The organism is Paenibacillus sp. BT-177 (assembly GCF_025846815.2).
Taxonomy (GTDB): Bacteria; Bacillota; Bacilli; order Paenibacillales; family Paenibacillaceae; genus Paenibacillus; species Paenibacillus polymyxa_C.
Genome location: NZ_JAOYTP010000002.1, coordinates 738,918 through 760,196 on the forward strand (window position 1 = coordinate 738,918; position 21,279 = coordinate 760,196).

The following is a 21,279-nucleotide window of genomic DNA, read 5'->3' on the forward strand; positions in this document are numbered from 1 at the left end:
GTTTGTCGTGTTCAGCGTACGTTCTTCAATGGCTTAAAAAGAAAGGGGTAGCGCCCCTTTGGACACCACCCCAAGTGGATATTATTGAGCGTCCAAGCCATAGTTTTTAGCAAGCGCACCCAATCCACCAGCAAAGCCACTACCGATAGCCTGGAATTTCCAGTCCGCATTGTGACGGTAAAATTCACAGAATACCACAGCTGTTTCGGTGGAGAAATCTTCTCCCAAATCGTAACGCAACACTTCACGATCCGTTGCCGCATCTACCACCCGTACAAAAGCATTGGACACTTGTCCAAAGTTTTGCGCACGGGCCTCATAGTCATAAATCGTAACTGTAATGCCGATACGATGGATGTTTGCAGGAATCTTTGCAAAATCAATAATAATTTGCTCGTCATCCCCGTCGCCCTCACCTGTGCGATTATCGCCTGTATGAGTAACAGCACCCGCACCACCTGTCGGGTTATTGTAGAATACAAAATCGTCAGCTGCCTTCGCTTTACCATCCTCATATAGCAGGAAAGCCGAAGCATCCAAGTCAAATTCAGCGCCACCACTGTATTTATTGGTATCCCAGCCAAGACCTACGACCACACGAGTCAAGCCTGGATTCGTTTTGGTCAGATCAATCCGTTGTCCTTTCGAAAGACTAATCGTCATACTGCATACCTGCCTTCTTCGTGTAGATTTTTTTAAGCTAAGCCGTAATCACGTGTCAACCCTGCAAGACCATCCTGGTAGCCGCTACCAATGGCATTAAACTTCCACTCACCGCTATGGCGATACAGCTCGCCTACCACGACGCCTGTTTCGATCGAGAAATCTTCTCCCAGATCAAAGCGAACCAATTCTTCGTTGTTTGCCTCATTTACAATACGCGCATAAGCACGGGACACTTGTCCAAAGTTTTGGCTGCGTTCTTGTGCATCATAGATCGTAATCGTAAAAGCGATCTTTTCTACGTTAGCAGGTACATTGCTCAGATCAACTTTAATTTGCTCGTCATCTCCGTCACCTTCACCTGTGCGGTTATCTCCGGTATGAACGACAGAACCGTTCTCGTTTTGTGGATTATTAAAGAAAACGAAGTTCTTTTCCGTTTCTACTTTGCCGTCCGCATTCGCCAGAAATACAGATACGTCCAAGTCAAAATCCTTACCACCATCGTACTTATTGGTGTCCCAGCCGAGACCAACCATAATTTTGGACAAACCTGGGTTTGTTTTCGTCAAATCAATTTTTTGACCTTTAGATAAGTTAATTGCCATGAGTAAGTACCCCGTTTCTCATTAGTTTTGTATGAGCAACCTAAAATTACATGTAACGCTCAGCCAGCACATCAATATGTACGGCATGGGTGCCTGCACCGATTGCAGCAAACTTCCATTCGTCATTGTGGCGATAGAGCTCCCCGCAGATCAGCGCAGTCATTCCCTCAAAATTATCAGATAAATTAAACGTCACCAGTTCCTTGGAATTGGCACCGTCCAGAATGCGGATATACGCTTTCTCGATCATGCCGAAATCCTGTTTCCGGTTTACGCAATCATATATATTCACAACAACCAGCACTTTATCGACATTGGCCGGAATCCGTGCCAGGTCAATCATAATTTGTTCATCATCGCCGTCACCTTGTCCGGTCAGATTATCGCCGGAATGCACGACTGAGCCGCACGGGCTTTTTTTATTATGGAAGCATACTACATTGTCAGACTGAGTTAGTTTCCCGTTAGCATCCAGCAAAATGGCAGAAGCATCACAATCAATATTGGGTTGCTTCTTGAAGCCAAAAAATCCTTTGGACTGCACTGGGTCCCATCCCAATCCGGCTATAACCTTGGTTAGTCCTGTGTTTCCCTTGGTTAAATCAATTTTCTGGCCCTTGACCAGATTAATTACAGCCACTGATTAACACACCTCCCTTCCGTAAAATTTACAGACTAAATTCAGACGGATTCAAACCAAGCGCTCCACAAATCTCAGCAACAATCCGTTGCTCATTGGCATCAAAGTCACCGTCAGCTGCACCAATCGCACTGCATACGCCGACGACAAGTCGACCTACTTCAGGCTTGCCTTTCAATTTACCAATCGCTTTCAATGCTTCCTGTTTGCCGATTTCAGGTGAAAATTCAAAGTTCGCTACATAGTGATTGAAACGGTTGATGACCTCACCCATATCAAAAACTTTCAATTCTTCACTAATATTTATGTATCCGGCCATTTTTGTTTTCTCTTCCGGACTAATAGTACCGTCGGCAAATGCTACTAATGCACAACCTGCAACAACAGCTTCCATAAAATCTTTATTCTTAAATTTCTTAACCTGGTCTCCAAGTCCTTTTTTAGTTGTATTCAACCAATTTTTAAATGTACTCATATTTCCCTCCACAATTACGTATTTGGGTATAATCTATCCTAGTTAATTTCTTCCTTTACTATAACCTGAATTACGATCTTATTCTACAATAATATACAAAAATGCGGTAAATCTGATCTACCTTTTATAGGTATCCTCTCTATCTTTAGCCCTATTTTCTGTCGAAAGTATCCCTTCCATTATCCCCCATTAGATAGTGCAATTGCAAGTTTGTAGATTGGTAGACTTCTATGGATATGCAACAAAATACAATTGCTGTTCTACATATACGGTTTTGCTAAGGTAAACGTTGCGCATACTTGCGGATCAACAGCATACAAAAATAGCGTCGACCAAATTTAGGACGACGCTATTTTCACTTCAATCTATTAGGTTCGGTGGTATGACATACGCTGGTGTCTACATACCTTGCTTTTATTAAGAGTCTGTAAGCAACTCTGTTTTAGCTTTTTCAATTGCTTCGTCACGACTCTGCACTTGCATTTTTGAGTATATGGTCGAAATGTAGTTTCGAACAGTTCCTTCAGACAAGTGAACCTTGCTTGCAATTGCTTTATAACGGTGTCCTTCAGTTAAACAATGTAGAATTTCCAACTCCCGCTCTGTCAGTCCATAAGGATTCTTCATCGTCCCCGTCATTTGCTGAAACAGTGTACCTGCTACTTCTTGGGTTATCATCGTTCCTCCGTGATGCACTAGCCGTATCGTATTAGCCAGCTCTCTTGGATCAATTGTTTTTAGTACATAACCTTCAGCACCCAAAGCAAGTGATTTCGTAGCATACGAAATGTCATCAAAGGTTGTGATCATAATTACACGTATGTTAGGCCAGCTTTCTTTAATTAACTTCGTCGCAGTAATACCGTCCATCTGGGGCATATGTACATCCATTAATACAACGTCTGGCGGATCGCTGGCACAACGATCTACAGCAACGTTTCCGTCTTCTGCCGTTTGAATTCGAAAATCAGGTTCGTTTTTGAGCAACAGGCCTAAACTGTCCCGAATGAGTAATTGATCATCCACCAGCAATACCTTGATCTCTGGATTACTAACATCTGTATCCTGAAGTAATGGTATAGAACAGGTCACAATCGTTCCTTCGCCTTCTTTGGAATGAAAGTATAGCTTGCCTTGAAGGGACGAAAGCCGCTCTTTCATTCCTGAAAGACCAAACCCGAACTTTATTTCGTCACTTCCCTTCCCATTGTCCTGCACCTGCAAAATGATCTGGTTATGGTCGTAGTGAAGAAGCACCTGAATAGAATTGGCATGCCCATGTCGGCTGGCATTAGTCAATAATTCTTGTAAACAGCGGTACAAGGTCAGTTTTGACTGTTTTAGTACAGGAAGCGGCTCCCCCATCGTTCTGAACACAACACGAATGGCAGTATTTTTTTTGAATTCATTAATTATATTGAGCAAGGATAAATCCAAAGAGGGATCTTCCTCCATAGGGTCCATCTGATGAACTTGCTTTCGGATATCTTCGAGCCCTGTTCGACCAAGTTGAAGAACAGATTGCAATCTTTCAATCCCCTCTTCAGAAGAGATATAAGGACGTAATGTTTCCATACTTAAGATAATGGAAGTGAATGTATGACCAATCGAGTCATGAAGTTCGCGTGACATGCGATATCTTTCTTCCAATAGTGTCATCTGTTCAACCTGAGTTGAATACTGCTCAAGGGTTTGATACTGCTTTTTTATTAATTCGAGTTTTTGTTTGATCCGATCTATAGAACGAAATGCCATTTGTAATCCGAAACCAATACCGTATACAAACGAAGCATCCACTAAGTTCTGGAATACGTCCTCTATCGTCCAATGAAACGCCCCTCTTCCTCCCAGACAAAACATCAACAACGCAAGAGGAAAAGTTACCGCATGTGAACGGCCGCGGCTATAAAACGCAATCGTAAAAACAGCTGGCAAAAATAGCCGGACAAGCTCATATTGATGAGCAAATAGCAAAGAAATTCCACCCACTAGAAATACTTCAGCCAACAAATACCAGAGATAATGGCTTCGATCAATGAACAAAGGTAGTGAATAGCAAACGAGAACAGTGATAAATACAACAGTGAAAGGGAAAGATGGGCGGTCTTGATACGATAGCAAAACAAAGCAAATCAACCACAAGATTCGGAATACAGCAACAATCCATTCCTGCCAAGACCAGCGCATATTGCATCCAAACATGTAAGTACCCCATTCTTCTTAAATTAAGGTAATTTTTTCAATCTTTTCACATCATAACAAGGTCATGACATTTTGTCACTAGGGAGTATGACTGCACTCCTGATACTTTATAGACAATCAAACTGCTGGCGGGGAGGGAATCGTTGTTGTCACTATTACAGATTCGTAATTTAAGTAAAAAGATTGGGAAGAGAACCATTGTTGAAGGATTGTCCTTGGATGTGAAGGCGGGAGAAATCATGGGTCTTGTTGGCCCAAATGGAGCGGGCAAGACGACCACTATTCGGATGATCGTAGGTTTAAGTTCAAAATCAGGAGGCCAGGTATTTATCCACGGCCAAGATATCGATCGCTCCTTCGAAAAGGCAATGAGACATGTAGGGGTTATCGTCGAAAATCCAGATCTGTACAAATATCTATCCGGCTATGACAATCTGATTCATTTCTCAAGAATGTCTCCAGGGGTTTCTTCGGAACGTATCCAGGAAGTAATCTCGCTCGTTGGACTTGAGGACAGCATTGATAAGAAAGCGGGAACTTATTCTCTTGGCATGAAGCAGCGACTGGGATTAGCCGTTGTACTGGCCCATAAACCTTCCTTACTTGTGCTTGACGAGCCTACCAATGGTTTAGACCCAGCAGGAATAAGAGAGCTTCGGGAACATTTAATCAATCTGTCTCAAAAAGAAGGCGTTGGTGTTCTTATTTCTAGCCATCTTATGGCTGAAATGGAACTGATGTGTGATCAGGTAGCGATTTTAAATAAGGGAAAACTGATTGGTATCCATAATGTAGCTGAGATGATGGATAATCGGCTTGCTCCTGTTCGGTTTGAAGTAGATAGACCCGAATTGGCTCTTCCGGTATTCCAGTCCATGCTGGCGGGGAAAGAAATTATTGCAGATCAACAAACTCTACAAGTTGACATTACAAAGGATCAAATTCCGGGTATTACAAAAAAACTTATGGATACGGGGGTGAACATATACAGCGTTCAGATCACGAAACAGACACTAGAGGATAAATTTATTGAAATCACAGGGGGAATTGAAAAGTGATTCAGTTAATTCGCAATGAAAACATGAAGATTTATAAGCGTAAACGTACCTGGTTTATCATCATACTGCTTATTTTGTATGTATTAATCCAGATGGCCAATTTAAAAAGTTCTGGTATGACTGAGTACAATGAAGGCTGGAAAACACTTTTACAGCATGAAAATTCGAAGCTAACGAGAGATGCAGCAAAGTCAGACGCTCTACCCATTGAGAAAAAAATGGCAGCAGAAAAAATTTTGATGAATCAGTATTATTTGGACCATAACATCGCTCCTCAATCCAATGCTTGGAGTTTTACAGTGAGTCAATCCAGAAATTTAATTGTAGGTATCTCTCTTTTAGCTCTTATCGTGGCTGGCGATATTGTTGCCTCTGAGTTTTCTGCCGGTACAATCAAATTTTTACTGACACGTTCAGCTACACGCTCGAAAATTTATTTTTCTAAATATATTGCAACTCTCTTGTTTGGGATATTTTTGGTTCTGCTCACTTTTCTGGCTGCCATATTTTTCGGTGGTTTAATGTTTGGCTTTAAGGGGATCGGCGATCCCTACTTATTCGTCAAGGATCAAACCATTCAGCAGGCAGATATGATTCAAGCCTTGTTAGGTGGGTTTTTATTTAATATACCTTTTATGGTTATCGTGTTGACATTTGCATTTATGATTTCTGCAGCATTTCGCAGTGTTACATTTTCTATTGTATTCTCTATGCTGGCAGCTATAGCAGGATTCGTCTTGAGTATCACCATGAATGGATGGCCTTGGACAAAATATTTTGTGTTTTCCAGCACAGATCTCAATCCTTATTTTTTTGGAACGACGCCAGTGGAAGGAATGACCCTGGGCTTCTCACTGTTCCTCCTTCTACTTCATCTGGTCGCTATGCATCTCGTTTCATATCCTATTTTTACAAAACGGGATGTAATCTAAATCTATACTAACTATTCTGAAATGGAGTGATTGAAATGAAATGGCTCACTACTTTAGTGATGATCTCAATGTTACTGTTAACTGCGGCCTGTTCATCCAAACCTGCAACATCTTTAAACAAGGAACTTGAACTATCATCTGCCGGTATTTCCAGCTTAGTTTTAGATAATAGCAACGGTCAAATTGAAGTTGTCGGAAAAAACAATACAGATAAAATACAAGCCAGTGTCGTTGCTAATGGCAGCAACATGGATAAGCTAAAATTAAGTCTGGAGGGAAAAGATGGTGTAGCTACGCTTAATACTTTTTTCGAAGGCCAATTCATGTCAACAGGTCCCCAAACAGTTGATGTCAAGCTCACCATTCCGGAACAAATGAAACTAGAAATTAAACATCCGCATAGAGATGGAGATATTCAAGTAACGAATTTAGCCTCGGATGTAAGCATTGAAAATGTGAATGGTAATATCACGCTTAAAGAAATCGGTGGAGCCATTGATTTAACCAACAGAGATGGGGGAATTACTATTCAAAATAGCTCATCCGATGTCAATATTGAGAATGTAAACGGACATATTCAAGCAGATAAAATAGGGGGTACTGCATATATTGAGTTAGGTGACGGCTCTCTGGATATTGATCAAGTTGCAAAAGATGTTGTCATTATTCAGAGCGGCAATGGAAAAGTAAGCATCGGTGATGTGAAGGGGAAAGTAACTCAAAGCAAAAAATAACTGAAAGACCAAAAGGCCAACTTAAGTTGGCCTTTCCATTAACATCAGGTCCTTCAATCACATCATAAGCAGAAATTCAGTTTATAATGCTGATACCCGTTCTTTTTCACCTACGCTATTAAGGACTGGTTCGGGATTTTGACTGAAAAAGTTACGTAATTCTTTGTTCTTATGAGCCATGATACCCATCACCAGAGCAACTATTCCCGAAGCCAGAGGAAGGTATACCCAATGGATTCTATCCAATAGTATTCCGTACAACCCGATTCCGAGCGGAGTTGCTAGCATAGTGATCGAGCTGATTACACCAAACACCCCGGCTCTGATATGTTCTGGAGTATACAGTTGCACATAAGAAATCATGGGGACATTGCTCATCGAATTAAAAAATCCGGTGACTGCCAAAATCATAATGAAGATGAACGTCATCTGTATAAGGCTTCCTGCTGTTGAGGGAAACAATAATGGGAAACACCATGTCAAGAATAAGATGGCTTGAAGCTGAAACAGGATAAATATTTTGGTAATAACAAATTGATGTACTTTCCGACGTGAAACCACAATGGCTCCTGCAATGACTCCTACGAACCAGGCTCCTTGAATAACAGACAGTTGCTGAGCTGAAAGTTGAAGTTCCTGATAAGTCACATACGGCAGTACAACCTGGATTAACGGAGCCAGCATAAAATTGATGCCAACAAAGATGACAAGTAAATACATGATGGCTTTTTGCTTGTTTATATACGCAAACACGTCTTTTACGCTGTCTAAATAACTTGAGGATACCGTTTGTTCATCAGATTTCCTGAATTGTAACCATAGTTGCATTAATCCAGCCGAAATAAATGTTATTCCGTTAATCATTACAATCGTTTCCAAGCCCCAAGCTCGATAAGTAATTGCACCCAGGATCGGGCCAAGTACATTTATGATTGCTCCTATGCTTTGATAAGAAGAGTTTGCGCTATGAACTTTTTCTCTTTCCACTAAGTTAGGAATTGACGCATTCAGCGTTAGGAACGTAAATGATTGAATTAAGCTTAATATAACGGAAAACACAGCAAGCAACATAACATTGGTTGAGTCCAACAAGAAAATGGGTAAAAAGATTAGTAGCGCTATGCCGCTTAATATCTCGGTAATGACAAGCACTTTTTTCTTATTACTCCGGTCTATAACTACACCTGCAAAAATATTGACAAATACTCCGGGCAGAATGGACAAGCCTAACACCATTGAAAATACAGTGGCCGATCCGGTGATGTCCAAAATATATAGACTTAAAGCAAACTTAAAAATCGAACTTCCTAGCTCGGATATAAGCCTGGTCACAGAAAAAATAAATAGATTCCGGCGAGCATAAAACGAGAATTCCTTTGGCTGATTCATGAGATCCCCCTATTCGGTTAGGGCAAGAGTTACAGAACGGTTGCCCAGCGTCTTTCCAATTGCTCCAAGGCACTTTGTAAATGATTCCGTACTATACTTTCGTCTTCTGAAAAAGGTAGAGTTAGTGCCATAAACAGATTAGACTCGCTATCATGCCAAACTTCGCATAAGATTCGTGATCTTCCTTCAACATTGACATTACCCATATCCACCGTTTGTAGGAGTTGATGCTCACTTCTCAGCTCACCAAGGAAATTAAATACAATTGGCATTCTATCCAAAGCCTGCTGCAAGTATCCTCCAGATAAAGGATAATCGTTCTGTACATCCGGGTTATACATTAAGTTAGCAAAGCTGATATTATGTTCAGCTGCCCATTGAACACTTTGACGAACCTGCTGTTCTAGAGATACCAGGTTTTGGTCTAAATTTGTTAGTATCGGAATATGATCCACAAATTCACCAATAACATCATAGTAACGCTTCTCTCCAAAGCTTCGGCCATACTGCGTTACCCAAATGGGTACCTGACTAAGCTCGAAATACATTTTACAAAAAGCAGTAAACGTAAAGAATGCGATCTCCCAATGACTAGTGTTGTCCAAGTGAACTGCTCTCTCGGAAGATTTTAAATCCCACATAACGGTTGTATGCCCTTCAAGTACTGTTTTTTGATCGACAAAATTGGTTATACGACCCATTGCACGATCAAACTTATCTAGACTATAGATAGTTACTAGTTCCAGATCGTCAACACCCTGAGGTCCTTCCATAATATGAGCAGTAAAATCAGAGTAACGATTTTTGCTCCCTTCAGGCGTTTCCTTTCCAGCTCGAACACATTCATAATAAGTGTTGAACTGGTGCTTAATAATCTCACTGCTCATAAAGTCAAAGATTGAGTGCGAAAAAGGTAGTATAAGCAGGGAGTCTTTCAGATTCTTTTTCACAATCAATATCCGATATAAGAGTGAATTGCTCAATTCATGCTTTTTGTAAAAATAAGGCCAGATGATATTATTCAGAATCACTTGCTGTGCATCTTCGTCATACATAGAGATATCCACCAGTGGTACAGGAAGATGATCCGGTGCTTCCCTTACTTGCCATTGCAATTCTCCGTTTTCTTCACACAGCGTACTTCTCATCAAATCTTGATCTCGAATAATCTGCAGAATCGCTTCTCCCACATACTCCATGTTCATATGTTTTTCTAGCGGAATAATCGTGCCAGAAATATCACTGTGTTGGAGATGGTAGCGTTGTGTTGGAGATACTGGCAGTCTCTCGATCACTCTTGGGCTTAGAATAGCTTTGGAGAAAACGTCCAAATCATTGTCAATTCTTTCTGTCCATATGCTCTTAATGTCTTCAAGATTGACCTTTTCTAGTCTCAGAGTTTCTTCTCCATGCCAAGTGACGTAATGAGGCTGGATCGATTCATCGCAATTCATGTCCAACAGTTCCATAATCTCTTTTTCGAAAGAAATGGCTCCCTCTTCTAAATGTAGAACAATATAAGATTTTCCATTGAATTGCTCTTGTTGTATCCATCCCTTAACGTTCAGCTTTTGATGCAGCAACGCTATAATCTGATCAAATTGTTGAGCAAGTACAGAATGGTTCTCTTCCATTCTTTCCACATGTAGTGCCAACTCTCTGACCGTAGGGTATTGATAGATACTGCTCAACCGTAATTCACTACTCAAAATCCCCTGTAACCGAGATGCAAGCTGAATAGCCGTTAAAGAATGTCCTCCCAGTTCAAAGAAATTGTCGTCGATACCCACATGTTCAACACCGAGTACACTCATCCAGATCTCGACTAATTCCTTTTCCAGCTCGTTGCTGGGCTCTACATATTCTGTTCCGGTACCAAACTCCAGCTCAATTTCTAATAGCATACGACGATTAATCTTACCACTCGACGTGAGCGGCATCTGATCCAAGAATACAAAATAAGCTGGAATCATATACTCTGGAACTGAGACAGATAGATTTTGTCGCAACATTGCCGTTGTCACATGAGGTTCGGCAACAAGATACGCACCCAAACTAGGCGTCCCCGTTCGGTCATCAGCACGGGCAAGCACTGCCGCTGCCCGAACTCCATCATGTGCAAGCAAAGCCGCCTCAATCTCACCCAGTTCGATCCGATACCCGCGGATTTTCACCTGATGATCGATTCTGCCCATATATTCGATATTTCCATCCGGCAACCATCTGGCCAGATCTCCTGTTCGGTACATCCGTCCTCCCGGCTCGTATGGATCTTCTACGAATTTCTCTTCCGTCAATTCCTCCCGGTTGACATATCCTCGCGCTACACAGTCGCCCCCAATATGCAGTTCCCCCGGTATCCCTATCGGTTGCAAACGGTCCTTCTTGTCCAAAACGTACAATTTTACGTTATCAATCGGCTTCCCGATCGGAATGCTCTCCGGTTCATGCTCGGCAGGACAGTCATAATACGCCACCTCCACGGTCGCTTCCGTTGGGCCATACAGATTATGCAGCGTGGCACCGCCGCCTCCTATCAGGCGGTTAAACCGACGAACATGCTCTGTCATCAGCGCTTCTCCACTGGCAAATACACGTCTTACACTGTGCATTTTCCCCGCAGCTCCGCTGTGTTCCATGTATTCCAGAAACGCTCCCAGCATCGACGGCACAAAATGCAATGCCGTTACCCGGTTAGCCTCAACCGTTTCAGCTATTGTTGCCGGGTCCTTCTCTCCTCCTGGCTCCAAAAAGCATACCGTTGCCCCTTGGATGGCCCACGAGAATAATTCCCACAACGATACATCAAAGGTATACGGTGTCTTTTGCAGGATCACATCCTCCGCTCCAAACGGAATCCGCTTTTGCATCCAGTGCAGACGATTGATCAGCGAGGCATGCTCAATCATGACTCCTTTGGGCTTACCCGTAGACCCCGAGGTGTAAATCACATACACCAAATCCGTCGAGCGATTGATCGATTCCGGATTCTTTTCTCTTCCTGTTTGCTCCTTTTTCTGTACCAGCATATCTTCGATAGCGATCAGTTCCCGGGTTGTTCCATGACAACGAAGCTGCTCCGCTAACTCTTGCTGGGTCAATAAAATGGATGCTCCACTGTCCTCCAGCATGAACGCCAGTCGTTCTTCAGGGTCCTCTGGATTCAGCGGCAGATAGGCTCCACCTGCTTTCAAGATTCCTAGTAATCCGATAATCATCTCCAACGACCGGTGAACCGCGATTCCCACCACACGATCAGGTCCTACTCCTTTTTCCCGCAGCACATGAGCCAACCGATTCGCTTCGCCATTCAGCTCCTGATACGTTAGTTGCCGTCCTTTATAAAGGGCTGCCGGATGTTCCGGTGTTCGCTCCACCTGCTCCTCAAACAATTGATGGATTGTCTTCTCTCGCGGATAGATCGCCGTCGTATTGTTAAATTCATTCAAAATCACTTCTTTCTCTGGTAAAGAAGTTACTTCAATTGAGGATATACTCATCTCCGGATTATCCACGATTTGTCGGACCACGCCATTTAAATGATTTTTTATACGTTCCACAAATTCTCTACTTAAGGTATCAGCGTTGTACAGAAATTTAATGTTCAGTTCTTCTTTCAGGGAAACAATAAGATTAAAGTCATAGTTTGTCTGTTCATAAAAGGCCATATCTCGCACGTGAATTTTCAGATTGTGCTTCTGCAGCGCCTCTTCTTCGCCATACTCAGGGTAATTTTCAAACACAATAATATGATCTAACAGGCTTTGCTTCAGTGTAGATATGGATTGAATGTCTGCTAACGATGTGTACTCATACTTAACCGATTCAATGGAGCTTTGTTGAGCTCTCTTGGCCATTTCAATGAAGCTTTCATTCTCCTCGCCATAAATTCGCACGGGAATCGTATTAATGAAAATACCTACCATGCTCTCAATGTCCGGGATTACTGGCGGTCGCCCTGAAACGACTGCTCCAAATACTACATCGTTGGTATTGTTATATCTTTGAAGCAATGCCCCCCACATGGATTGGAACAACGTGTTGACCGTAATCCGATTATGAGATGCAATCTCTGTTAATCGTCGTGTCAGTGTTTGGTCTAACGAAAATTCCAGCTGACTCGTCTGGTAACCACTTTCTTTAGCCTGCAGTTTGGACGTCTTTGGTATAACTGCATATTGCGTATATCCATCCAAAGCCTGTTTCCAATATTGCATGGACTCCTCTTTGTCCTGCTTTTCCAGCCAACGAATATAAGTTGAATAAGCAGGGGCTGTTTCAGACTTAAGCGGTCTACCATCTTTCAATTCTAGATACATGCTCATAAAATCGTGGTAGACAATTCCTACGCACCATCCATCCATAATCATATGATGGAAGGTCCACATCATAAGGAACTTATCAGGAGTTGTTCTTAATACATTTATACGTATTAGTGCCTCATTGGATAAATCAAATCCACGCAGAAGATCTTGTTTTTTGTAATCCTCTAGATAAGCGGTAATTTCTTGCTCATTCATCCCGGTAAGGTCATAAAACCGAAACTCTGCATGTTGATGTTTACGCACTACTTGCCGAGGTTCACGTATACCGGTAAACACAAAATTCGTACGCAATACTTCATATTTTGCCAACAATTCTTGAAAACTCTGTTCCAGAAGTTCCTGCTGTAGTTCACCTTCCATTTCAATCGCCACTTGTTCAACATAAGCTGTAGTTTCTGGCTCCATCATGTAATGGAACAGCATTCCCTGCTGCATAGGTGTTAACGGGTAAATATGCTCTACCTGTTCAGTCCCACCAAACTGTGTGAGAATCTGATCTAATTCAGGAATAGAGAGAGTATGGTCTTGGTAATCAGATGGTGTGAGAACCTTCTGTGAAATGCTTGTACAGTGATTAATTAACATTTTTAAATGCTCTATATACATAAGGGATAATTGTTCAATAGCATGGTCTTCATGCTCGCCGCGAATATATCCAAATTCAAGTAACAGTTGGTCTTGGGAAACAATACTGTTGATGTCCAGTGTAAAATGGCTTTCTGCCCCTTCACCAACAGAACGTCCAGGAGATAACGGTGACGATTCAAAGCTTCCCTCTTGCGTACCATCCATAAATTGTCCCAGATAATTAAAACTGATTTGTGGCTGTATGTTAAAATCTAAATCTTGAATATGCTCCACATCGGTCAAATACCTCAGAACTCCGTATCCAATCCCTCGATTAGGGATATGCCGAATCATTTCCTTAGTTCGCCGAACAACAGATGAAATATCCTCACTATCCCTCATATCCAGCACAACAGGAAACATCGAAGTAAACCAGCCTATGGTTCGAGTAACATCAATCTCCTCCATAATCTCTTCCCTGCCATGTCCTTCAAGATTAATAGCGAAGATTTTACTACCCGCCCATTGCTTAATAGCCAATCCAAGTGCTGATAACAATAAGTCATTAATTTCGGTATTATAGGCCTGATGAGCAGTTCCAAGCAGTAGCTGTGTATCTTGCTTGTCCAACCGGACAGCTATACTCGTTCTTTCTTTTTTCACTCCACCCTCTTCAGTAACTGCTCTCTTCTGAGGAAATGGAGACTCACATTGAACACCTTCAATTTGCTGCCAATATGCCTTCTCCTTTAGTAAAGCCCGACTATTCGAATACTCTGCAAGCCGGTCGGACCAATACTGAAAAGAGTCTGTTTTATCCGGCAAAGTGATAGCCTCACCTTGTAATGCCTGGGTATATGCGCTCTCCAAATCCTCTAATAAGATTCGCCAGGAGACCCCATCAATAACTAGATGGTGAATAGCAATCAGCAAATGCTGACCTTGATCTGTTTGGAACAAGCCAACCCGGATCATCTCGCCTGCTCTTAAGTCCATGGTAGCCTGTAGCCGACTAGCCTCTTCTTCAATCTTGCTTTCAGCATCGTTATTTCCTTGTAGATTATAAATATTTAAATGAAGAGGCTTTAACTGCGTTTCCATATGGCATTGGCTAACAGAACTCTGACCGATCTCATACACCATTCGTAGGGCATCATGGTGAATAATAATATTCTCCAAAGCAGTTTTTAGGGCTTCTTCATCAAATACACCACTAGTAAACAACATAACTGCTTGATTAAAATGGTTCCGATCATCCTGTACATTTTCGAAGAACCATCTTTGGATTGGAGTTAGCTGTACCTCACCTGTTACCGCCTTCTGGTCAATGATTCTGGAACGACGTTGGACATATGGTGCTACTTGCTGAACAGTAGGGTGCTGAAATATGTCCTTCATATCCAGCTTTAATCCCTCTTGGCTCAACCTTGCGATAACTTGAATGGCCTTAATTGAGTCTCCTCCAAGGTCAAAAAAACTGTGACTAATTCCAATTCCCTCTTGTCCCAGTACGCCTTCCCAAATTTTGATCAACTTCTCTTCCGTAGGGCTTGTCGGTGGTTCATACAGCGTACTTAAGTCTAAGTTGATATGAGGCTCTGGCAATTTCTTCTGATCCACCTTGCCATTAGCGTTCAGCGGCAAACTGTCCAGCAGTATTAAGCTGGATGGCAACATGTAATCTGGTAAATACTTCGCCAAGTAACGGCGAATAGCTGAAGTATTTAATTCCCCGTCTGTCACCATATATGCAGAAATACGATTTTGGCCGGATTGATCCGGTTTAGCTACAACTATTGCCTCTTTAATGCGTTCATGGGATAGTAGTTGATTTTCAATTTCTCCAAGCTCTATACGGAACCCCCTAATTTTCACCAGATGATCTTGGCGGCCTACAAATTCAATATTTCCATCTGGAAGCCATTTTGCAATGTCACCTGTTTTGTACATTTTCTCGCCTGGATTAAATGGATTGTCTATAAACTTTTCGTTTGTAAAATCAGGTAGGTTCAAGTAGCCCTGAGATAGTGCATCCCCTGCAATACAAAGCTCTCCCGGTATACCAATAGGCTGCAATTTAAGATTTTTATCCAGAATATACACAGTAGTACCTGTAATCGGGGCTCCAATCGGAATTGTACCTTTCCGTTCATGAATCTGATCTACACCATAACAGGTAGCAAAGACCGTGCTTTCGGTAGGACCGTACATGTGCAGCATTTTATGGGGTCCGATATGTTCAAACAACTTGCTCACATGCGGTAGCGAAACCCGCTCTCCACCAAAAAGTACTTTTCGAACTGTAGTAAAACATTCAATATTGGTTTCTATCAACGTATTAAACAAGGCGGTAGTAATAAAAAATACCGAGACATTTTCATTTCGAATTAAGGAAGACAGTTTTTCTGGATTCAGCATATTCTCTTTACGTAAGAGAACCAGCTTAGAACCATTGACCAGAGCGCCGAATATATCGAAGACTGACCCATCAAAGGCATAGTTGGATAACTGCAAGAGAATATCCTGTTCCGTAAGATCGATATAATTGGAGTTTTTAATCAATCTTCCCACGTTATAATGCATGGTCAGATTCCCTTTTGGTTTACCTGTTGAGCCAGAGGTATATAGCACATATGCCAAATCATCCGGTTCATTCACATAAGGTAAGTTACTAGAATCCGAATCCTTAACGATCATATCGAGCTGATCCAAATCAAGGATTTCCCCTGCAAATCCATCTGCTCCTGCCTCTTTTATGAAAGTTGATTCATTCAGAACATGATGGGAAGCCAATAATAGTGTTATCTTGCAATCGTATAGCATCAGACTAATTCGCTCCGCAGGATAATCTGGTGCCAGAGGAACATACGCACCCCCAGCCTTTAAAATCCCTAGGATTCCGACTATCATTTCAAAAGATCGCTCTACCATTATGCCTACAAGCGTATTGGCCTGTACTCCTTTTTCTCTAAGCACTCTGGCAAGCTGATTCGCTTTATCGTTTAACTCGCTGTAAGTCCATTGTTGTTCCTCGAACGATACTGCGACACGCTCCGGCGTCTTCGCTACCTGCTCTTCAAAGAGCTGATGCAGCAATTTTCGGTTCTCTTTCTCGTTAGAAGCGGGTACCGTATTAAATTTCGTTAACAGGATCTCTTCTTCGGATGCAGTTACCATGTTTACGTCGCTAATCCGGAGATCCGCAGAGTCCACAATAGTCTGCAAAATCTGCAAATAATGCTTCGACATTCTCTCAATACTTTCTTTGTGAAACAGCTTGTTACAATAATCAATTCGAAAAGAGAGTCCCTCTTGATCCGCTTCTGCTGTTAACGTTAAATCAACTTTGGCTATGCCAGCTTCAACAGAATACGGTGATATGGATATCCCGTCAGCTTGCAGGCTTACCGAATCGGTATTTTCTAGAGAGAACATCGTATCAAACAGAGGATTTCGGCTTAAATCCCTGTGAAGTTCGAGCTTATCTACAAGATCTTCTATTGGATAATCCTGATGTTCGAAAGCTTCCAGGTTGCTTCTTTGCACCTCCAGTAAAAATTGCTTGAGCGTTTTGTCAGCAGCTGGACGGTTGCGCAGTACTAGTGTGTTAACGAACATCCCCATAATATTTTCTAAATCTGTATGATTACGACCTGCTATTGGAGACCCTACCACGATATCTTCCTGGCCTGAATACTTATGCAGCAACACGTTGTAAGCCGATAGCAGTACCATAAATAAAGTGGTCCGACTTTCTGCAACAAATTGCTGTAGACCTTCACGAAGTGTCTTGTCAGCTTGAAAAGAATACCGGTCACCTTCAAAGCTTTGTACTTGAGGCCTCGTGAAATCAGTTGGTAGATTAAGGACAGGAAGCTCATCCGAAAACAAGTCTAACCAGTACTGTTCCTGCTTCATCAAGTGTCCTTCTTTGATCCACTCACTGTTCCAAACGGCGTAGTCTTTATATTGAATACGCAATGGTGGCAGCGAGTTCCCGTGATACAATGTCGTGAAATCATTAGCCAAAACGCTCATGGAAACACCATCTGCAACAATATGGTGCATATCTACCATCAAAATATGCCTATTGTCCGAAATACGCACCAGCTTCGCCCGCAATAATGGAGCCTGACCTAAGTTAAACGGTCTTACGAACGATTTGAATATCGCTTGAATCTGTTTGTCCTGTGCTTCTATTTCGATATCATCAGCCTGTTGGAAACTCAGTTGAAATGGAACCTCACTATGAATTTTTTGTACTGGCTCCTCTGTGCCCCACTCAAATGATGTCCGCAATGCCTCATGCCTATCTATTAGATCCCTGAACACTCGCTCCAGCCGCTGGATGTCCAGTTCTCCCTCCATCAGTAAGGCAAAGGGCATATTGTATGCTGTTTCTGCTCCTTCAAACTGATGTAAAATCATTTGTCTCTTTTGAACGGATGTCACCGGATAAGAATCACGTAGCTCGGCAGGAGCAATATCCATCATCGTCCCGGCTGCAACCTCTGATCCGCAGATCAAAACACTCATTTCTTCGATGGTCGGATGTGCAAAAATATCACGGAGTGGAATTTCAACTTGCAGCAACTTATTGATTCGAGACATAAGTCGAGTCGCCGTTAGTGAATGTCCACCCAGTTCAAAAAAGTTGTCATGTATACCGATGGAGGATATGTCCAGCAACTTCTCCCAAATCTCGGCTAGTTTTCTTTCCGTTTCGTTTCTTGGTGCAACATAGCTGGTGGCTCGCATCCCATGATCTGGTTCGGGTAGCGCTTTACGGTTAACCTTGCCACTGGACAGGTGCGGCATAACATCTAGCCGAACGAAATGACTTGGCACCATGTAATCCGGTATGAGTGCCTTCAAGTGCGCCCTTAAAATAGATGTGTTCAAACCTTCTCCGCTTTCAAAATATGCGCATAAATATTTACCACCATCTCGATCATCAAGGGCAAGTACTGTAGCCGCCTTGACACCTTCGTACGCGAGTAAGGCCGCTTCAATCTCACCCAGTTCGATCCGGTAGCCCCGAATTTTCACCTGATGGTCGATCCGCCCCATATATTCAATGTTTCCATCCGGCAGCCATCTCGCCAAGTCTCCCGTCCGGTACATCCGTCCCCCCGCCGCATATGGGTCCGCTACGAACTTCTCCTCCGTCAGTTCTTTCCGATTCACATATCCCCGGGCTACGCAGTCCCCTCCAATGTGCAGCTCGCCCGGTACACCTATCGGCTGCAATCGGTCTTTACGGTCCAAAATATACAATTTCACATTATCAATCGGCTTCCCGATCGGAATGCTCTCTGGTTCCTGCTCGGCAGGACAGTCGTAATACGCCACCTCTACCGTTGCCTCTGTCGGTCCATACAGGTTGTGCAACGTGGCTCCTTCGGCTCCCAGCAAACGGTTAAACCGGCGGACATGTTCTGTCATCAGCGCTTCCCCGCTGGCAAATACTCGCCGGACACTGCGCATTTTCCTAGCGGCTCCGCTGTGCTCGATGTACTCCAGGAATGCTCCCAGCATGGATGGCACAAAATGAATCGCTGTTACCCCGTTGGCCTCCACCGTTTCGGCTATCGTTGCCGGATCTTTCTCGCCTCCTGGCTCCAGAAAGCATACCGTCGCTCCCTGAATCGCCCACGAAAACAGCTCCCACAACGATACGTCAAAGGTGTAAGGCGTTTTTTGCAGGATCACATCCTCCGCTCCAAACGGAATTCGTTTTTCCATCCAGTGCAGACGGTTGATCAGCGATGCGTGCTCAATCATGACCCCCTTCGGCTTGCCGGTGGAGCCTGACGTATAAATCACGTACACCAAATCGGTTGAGCGGTTAACGGGTTCCGGGTTCTTCTCGCACTCTTCTCCTGTAAGCTCCATCCCCTCCATCAGCAGATCTTCGATAGCGATCAGCTCGCGATCGGCTCCGTGCGGACGAAGGCGGTCCAACTGATCCCGCTGGGTCAGCAGGATAGATGCCCCGCTATCCTCCAGCATGAATCCCAGCCGTTCTTCCGGGTCCTCTGGATGTAGCGGCAGATACGCCCCGCCTGCCTTCAAAATCCCCAGCAGGCCGACGATCATCTCCAGCGATCGATGAACTGCGATGCCCACCATCTGGTCGGGCCCGATCCCTTTCTTCCGCAGGACGTGAGCCACCCGATTCGCTTGGGCATTCAGCTCCCGGTACGTCAATTGCCGATCTTTGTATAGGGCTGCCGGATGTTCCGGTGTTCGCTCCACCTGCTCCTCAAACAATTGATGAATCGTCTTCTCCCTTGGATAAGGCGCAGCCGTCCCGTTGAATTTCTTCAAAATCAATTCTTTTTCTTCTGGCAGAATAATATCTATTTCGTTCAAAACTACATCAGCAGATGAAACCACAGTGCGGGCGATTTCCTCAACATGCCGACCTAATCGATCTATATATTCTGGTTCGTATAATAGACCGTTATAGCTGAATTTCATCCGCAGTTTCTCACCGGGGACAACGTTAAGATTGAAGGAATAATTAGTTTGTTCAAAGCCAGCCATCTCCGAAACCGCTAAACTGTTTTCGTCCGCGTGATCGGAGGCTTCCTCCATACCCGGGAAGTTTTCAAAAGCCAAAATATGGTGTATCAGATTACTCTTCAACAAACTCCCCGCCTGAATATCAGCAAGAGGCACATAATGGTGCTCTCCCGCCTCCATAACCGAATGTTGTACATGCTGGACGAATTCCGAAAAAGCAAGATGATCCTCTTCACTTGATATACGCACTGGAATAGTATTGATAAATAGGCCCACCATATTTTCTGCTCCCGGAATATCTGACGGACGACCGGAAACGACAGAGCCAAATACCACGTCGCGGGTGTTGTTGTATTTCATCAATAGCAGACCCCAGATGGAGTGAAACAATGTACTCAAAGTAACCTTGAGTTCTTTGGCCAGTGATTCCAACTGACCTGTTAATTGCGAATCAAAGCTAAAGATTTGCTGCTGTGGATCGTAATCAACGTGGCTCCCTTTACCACTCGTAGGCAAGATGCTTTGCTGTTCAAAACCATCCAAATATCGCTCCCAAAACATAAGCGCTGTATCTGTATCCTGCTTGTCCAGCCATTTGAGGTATTTTTCATAAGAAGGAGCTTCACCTAGCTGAACTGGCTCATTTTTTTTCAATGATGTGTAGATCTGGAACCATTCTTTCAGAACGATTTCTAAGCACCATCCATCCATAATGATGTGATGGAAGCTAACGATCAGCTTGTATACATCAGACGCACACTGCAATATGGAGACCCGGAATAACTCATCCCGGGTGATATCAAATCCGTTGGCCTTATCACGTTGAACAAACTGTTCTATATAGGCCACCTGGTCAGATTGCGTTAGTGAAGAAATGTCTTCAAAGTGAATGGATGGATGCTTCTGCCGGAATACGATCAATTTAGGCTCTTCAATATTGACGTGAAAAACATTGCTGCGCAATATCTCATGGCGCTCAAATAGAACAGAAAGACTTTGGTCCAGAAGCTCTACCTCGAGTAAGCCGTTCAGGGTAAGACTCACTTGTTCAAAATAGGCGTACGAAGTTTGATCTAGCAGGCTATGGAACAAGATTCCTTGTTGCATCGGAGTTAATCGGAATATACTTTGAATTTGCAGATCTTTACTCATAAGCCA

At 43.1% G+C, this 21,279-nt stretch carries 10 protein-coding genes; 3 read left to right on the plus strand and 7 right to left on the minus strand.

Annotated elements, in window-relative coordinates:
* Positions 1 to 81: 81 nt before the first annotated feature.
* From OIU26_RS09695 to OIU26_RS09715, 5 genes are all read right to left on the minus strand, one after another.
* The gene (locus OIU26_RS09695; protein WP_013369619.1) at positions 82 to 663 is read right to left on the minus strand and encodes a TerD family protein; all 582 of its coding nucleotides are present in this window, start codon (positions 661 to 663) and stop codon (positions 82 to 84) included.
* 32 nt (positions 664 to 695) lie between these two features.
* The gene (locus tag OIU26_RS09700; protein WP_013369618.1) at positions 696 to 1,271 is read right to left on the minus strand and encodes a TerD family protein; all 576 of its coding nucleotides are present in this window, start codon (positions 1,269 to 1,271) and stop codon (positions 696 to 698) included.
* Between the two features lie 46 nt (positions 1,272 to 1,317).
* Positions 1,318 to 1,911: a TerD family protein gene (locus tag OIU26_RS09705; RefSeq protein ID WP_013369617.1), complete on the minus strand. Its 594-nt coding sequence runs from the start codon at positions 1,909 to 1,911 to the stop codon at positions 1,318 to 1,320.
* 28 nt (positions 1,912 to 1,939) lie between these two features.
* Positions 1,940 to 2,386, minus strand: coding sequence for a tellurite resistance TerB family protein (locus OIU26_RS09710; protein ID WP_013369616.1), 447 nt, complete (start codon positions 2,384 to 2,386; stop codon positions 1,940 to 1,942).
* A 417-nt stretch (positions 2,387 to 2,803) separates the two neighbouring features.
* On the minus strand, positions 2,804 to 4,588 hold the full coding sequence (locus tag OIU26_RS09715) for a helix-turn-helix transcriptional regulator (RefSeq protein WP_264216672.1): 1,785 nt from the start codon (positions 4,586 to 4,588) through the stop codon (positions 2,804 to 2,806).
* 146 nt (positions 4,589 to 4,734) lie between these two features.
* Between OIU26_RS09715 and OIU26_RS09720 the strand changes: the two genes are divergently transcribed.
* From OIU26_RS09720 to OIU26_RS09730, 3 genes are read left to right on the plus strand one after another with little or no spacing between them, the layout of a single operon-like run.
* The gene (locus OIU26_RS09720) at positions 4,735 to 5,646 is read left to right on the plus strand and encodes an ABC transporter ATP-binding protein (RefSeq protein ID WP_264216673.1); all 912 of its coding nucleotides are present in this window, start codon (positions 4,735 to 4,737) and stop codon (positions 5,644 to 5,646) included.
* On the plus strand, positions 5,643 to 6,578 hold the full coding sequence (locus OIU26_RS09725; protein ID WP_016821476.1) for an ABC transporter permease: 936 nt from the start codon (positions 5,643 to 5,645) through the stop codon (positions 6,576 to 6,578). Before OIU26_RS09720 ends, OIU26_RS09725 begins: the two co-directional genes overlap by 4 nt.
* A 35-nt stretch (positions 6,579 to 6,613) precedes the next feature.
* Positions 6,614 to 7,312 (plus strand): DUF4097 family beta strand repeat-containing protein, encoded by a 699-nt coding sequence (locus OIU26_RS09730; protein WP_040102028.1) that lies wholly within the window; start codon positions 6,614 to 6,616, stop codon positions 7,310 to 7,312.
* Between the two features lie 81 nt (positions 7,313 to 7,393).
* Here OIU26_RS09730 and OIU26_RS09735 read toward each other — a convergent pair whose 3' ends face one another.
* Both OIU26_RS09735 and OIU26_RS09740 read right to left on the minus strand, forming a co-directional pair.
* Positions 7,394 to 8,701, minus strand: a complete 1,308-nt coding sequence (locus OIU26_RS09735; protein WP_264216674.1) for an MFS transporter — start codon at positions 8,699 to 8,701, stop codon at positions 7,394 to 7,396.
* Positions 8,702 to 8,730: 29 nt separating this feature from the next.
* Positions 8,731 to 21,273: a non-ribosomal peptide synthetase gene (locus tag OIU26_RS09740; RefSeq protein WP_264216675.1), complete on the minus strand. Its 12,543-nt coding sequence runs from the start codon at positions 21,271 to 21,273 to the stop codon at positions 8,731 to 8,733.
* Positions 21,274 to 21,279: the final 6 nt, after the last annotated feature.

Excerpts from the sequence above, each read along its gene's own strand:
- OIU26_RS09740 (WP_264216675.1), bottom strand. The coding sequence starts at position 21,273 with ATGAGTAAAGATCTGCAAATTCAAAGTATATTCCGATTAACTCCGATG.
- OIU26_RS09730 (WP_040102028.1), top strand. The coding sequence starts at position 6,614 with ATGAAATGGCTCACTACTTTAGTGATGATCTCAATGTTACTGTTAACT.
- OIU26_RS09710 (WP_013369616.1), bottom strand. The coding sequence starts at position 2,386 with ATGAGTACATTTAAAAATTGGTTGAATACAACTAAAAAAGGACTTGGA.
- OIU26_RS09735 (WP_264216674.1), bottom strand. The coding sequence starts at position 8,701 with ATGAATCAGCCAAAGGAATTCTCGTTTTATGCTCGCCGGAATCTATTT.
- OIU26_RS09700 (WP_013369618.1), bottom strand. The coding sequence starts at position 1,271 with ATGGCAATTAACTTATCTAAAGGTCAAAAAATTGATTTGACGAAAACA.
- OIU26_RS09695 (WP_013369619.1), bottom strand. The coding sequence starts at position 663 with ATGACGATTAGTCTTTCGAAAGGACAACGGATTGATCTGACCAAAACG.
- OIU26_RS09715 (WP_264216672.1), bottom strand. The coding sequence starts at position 4,588 with ATGTTTGGATGCAATATGCGCTGGTCTTGGCAGGAATGGATTGTTGCT.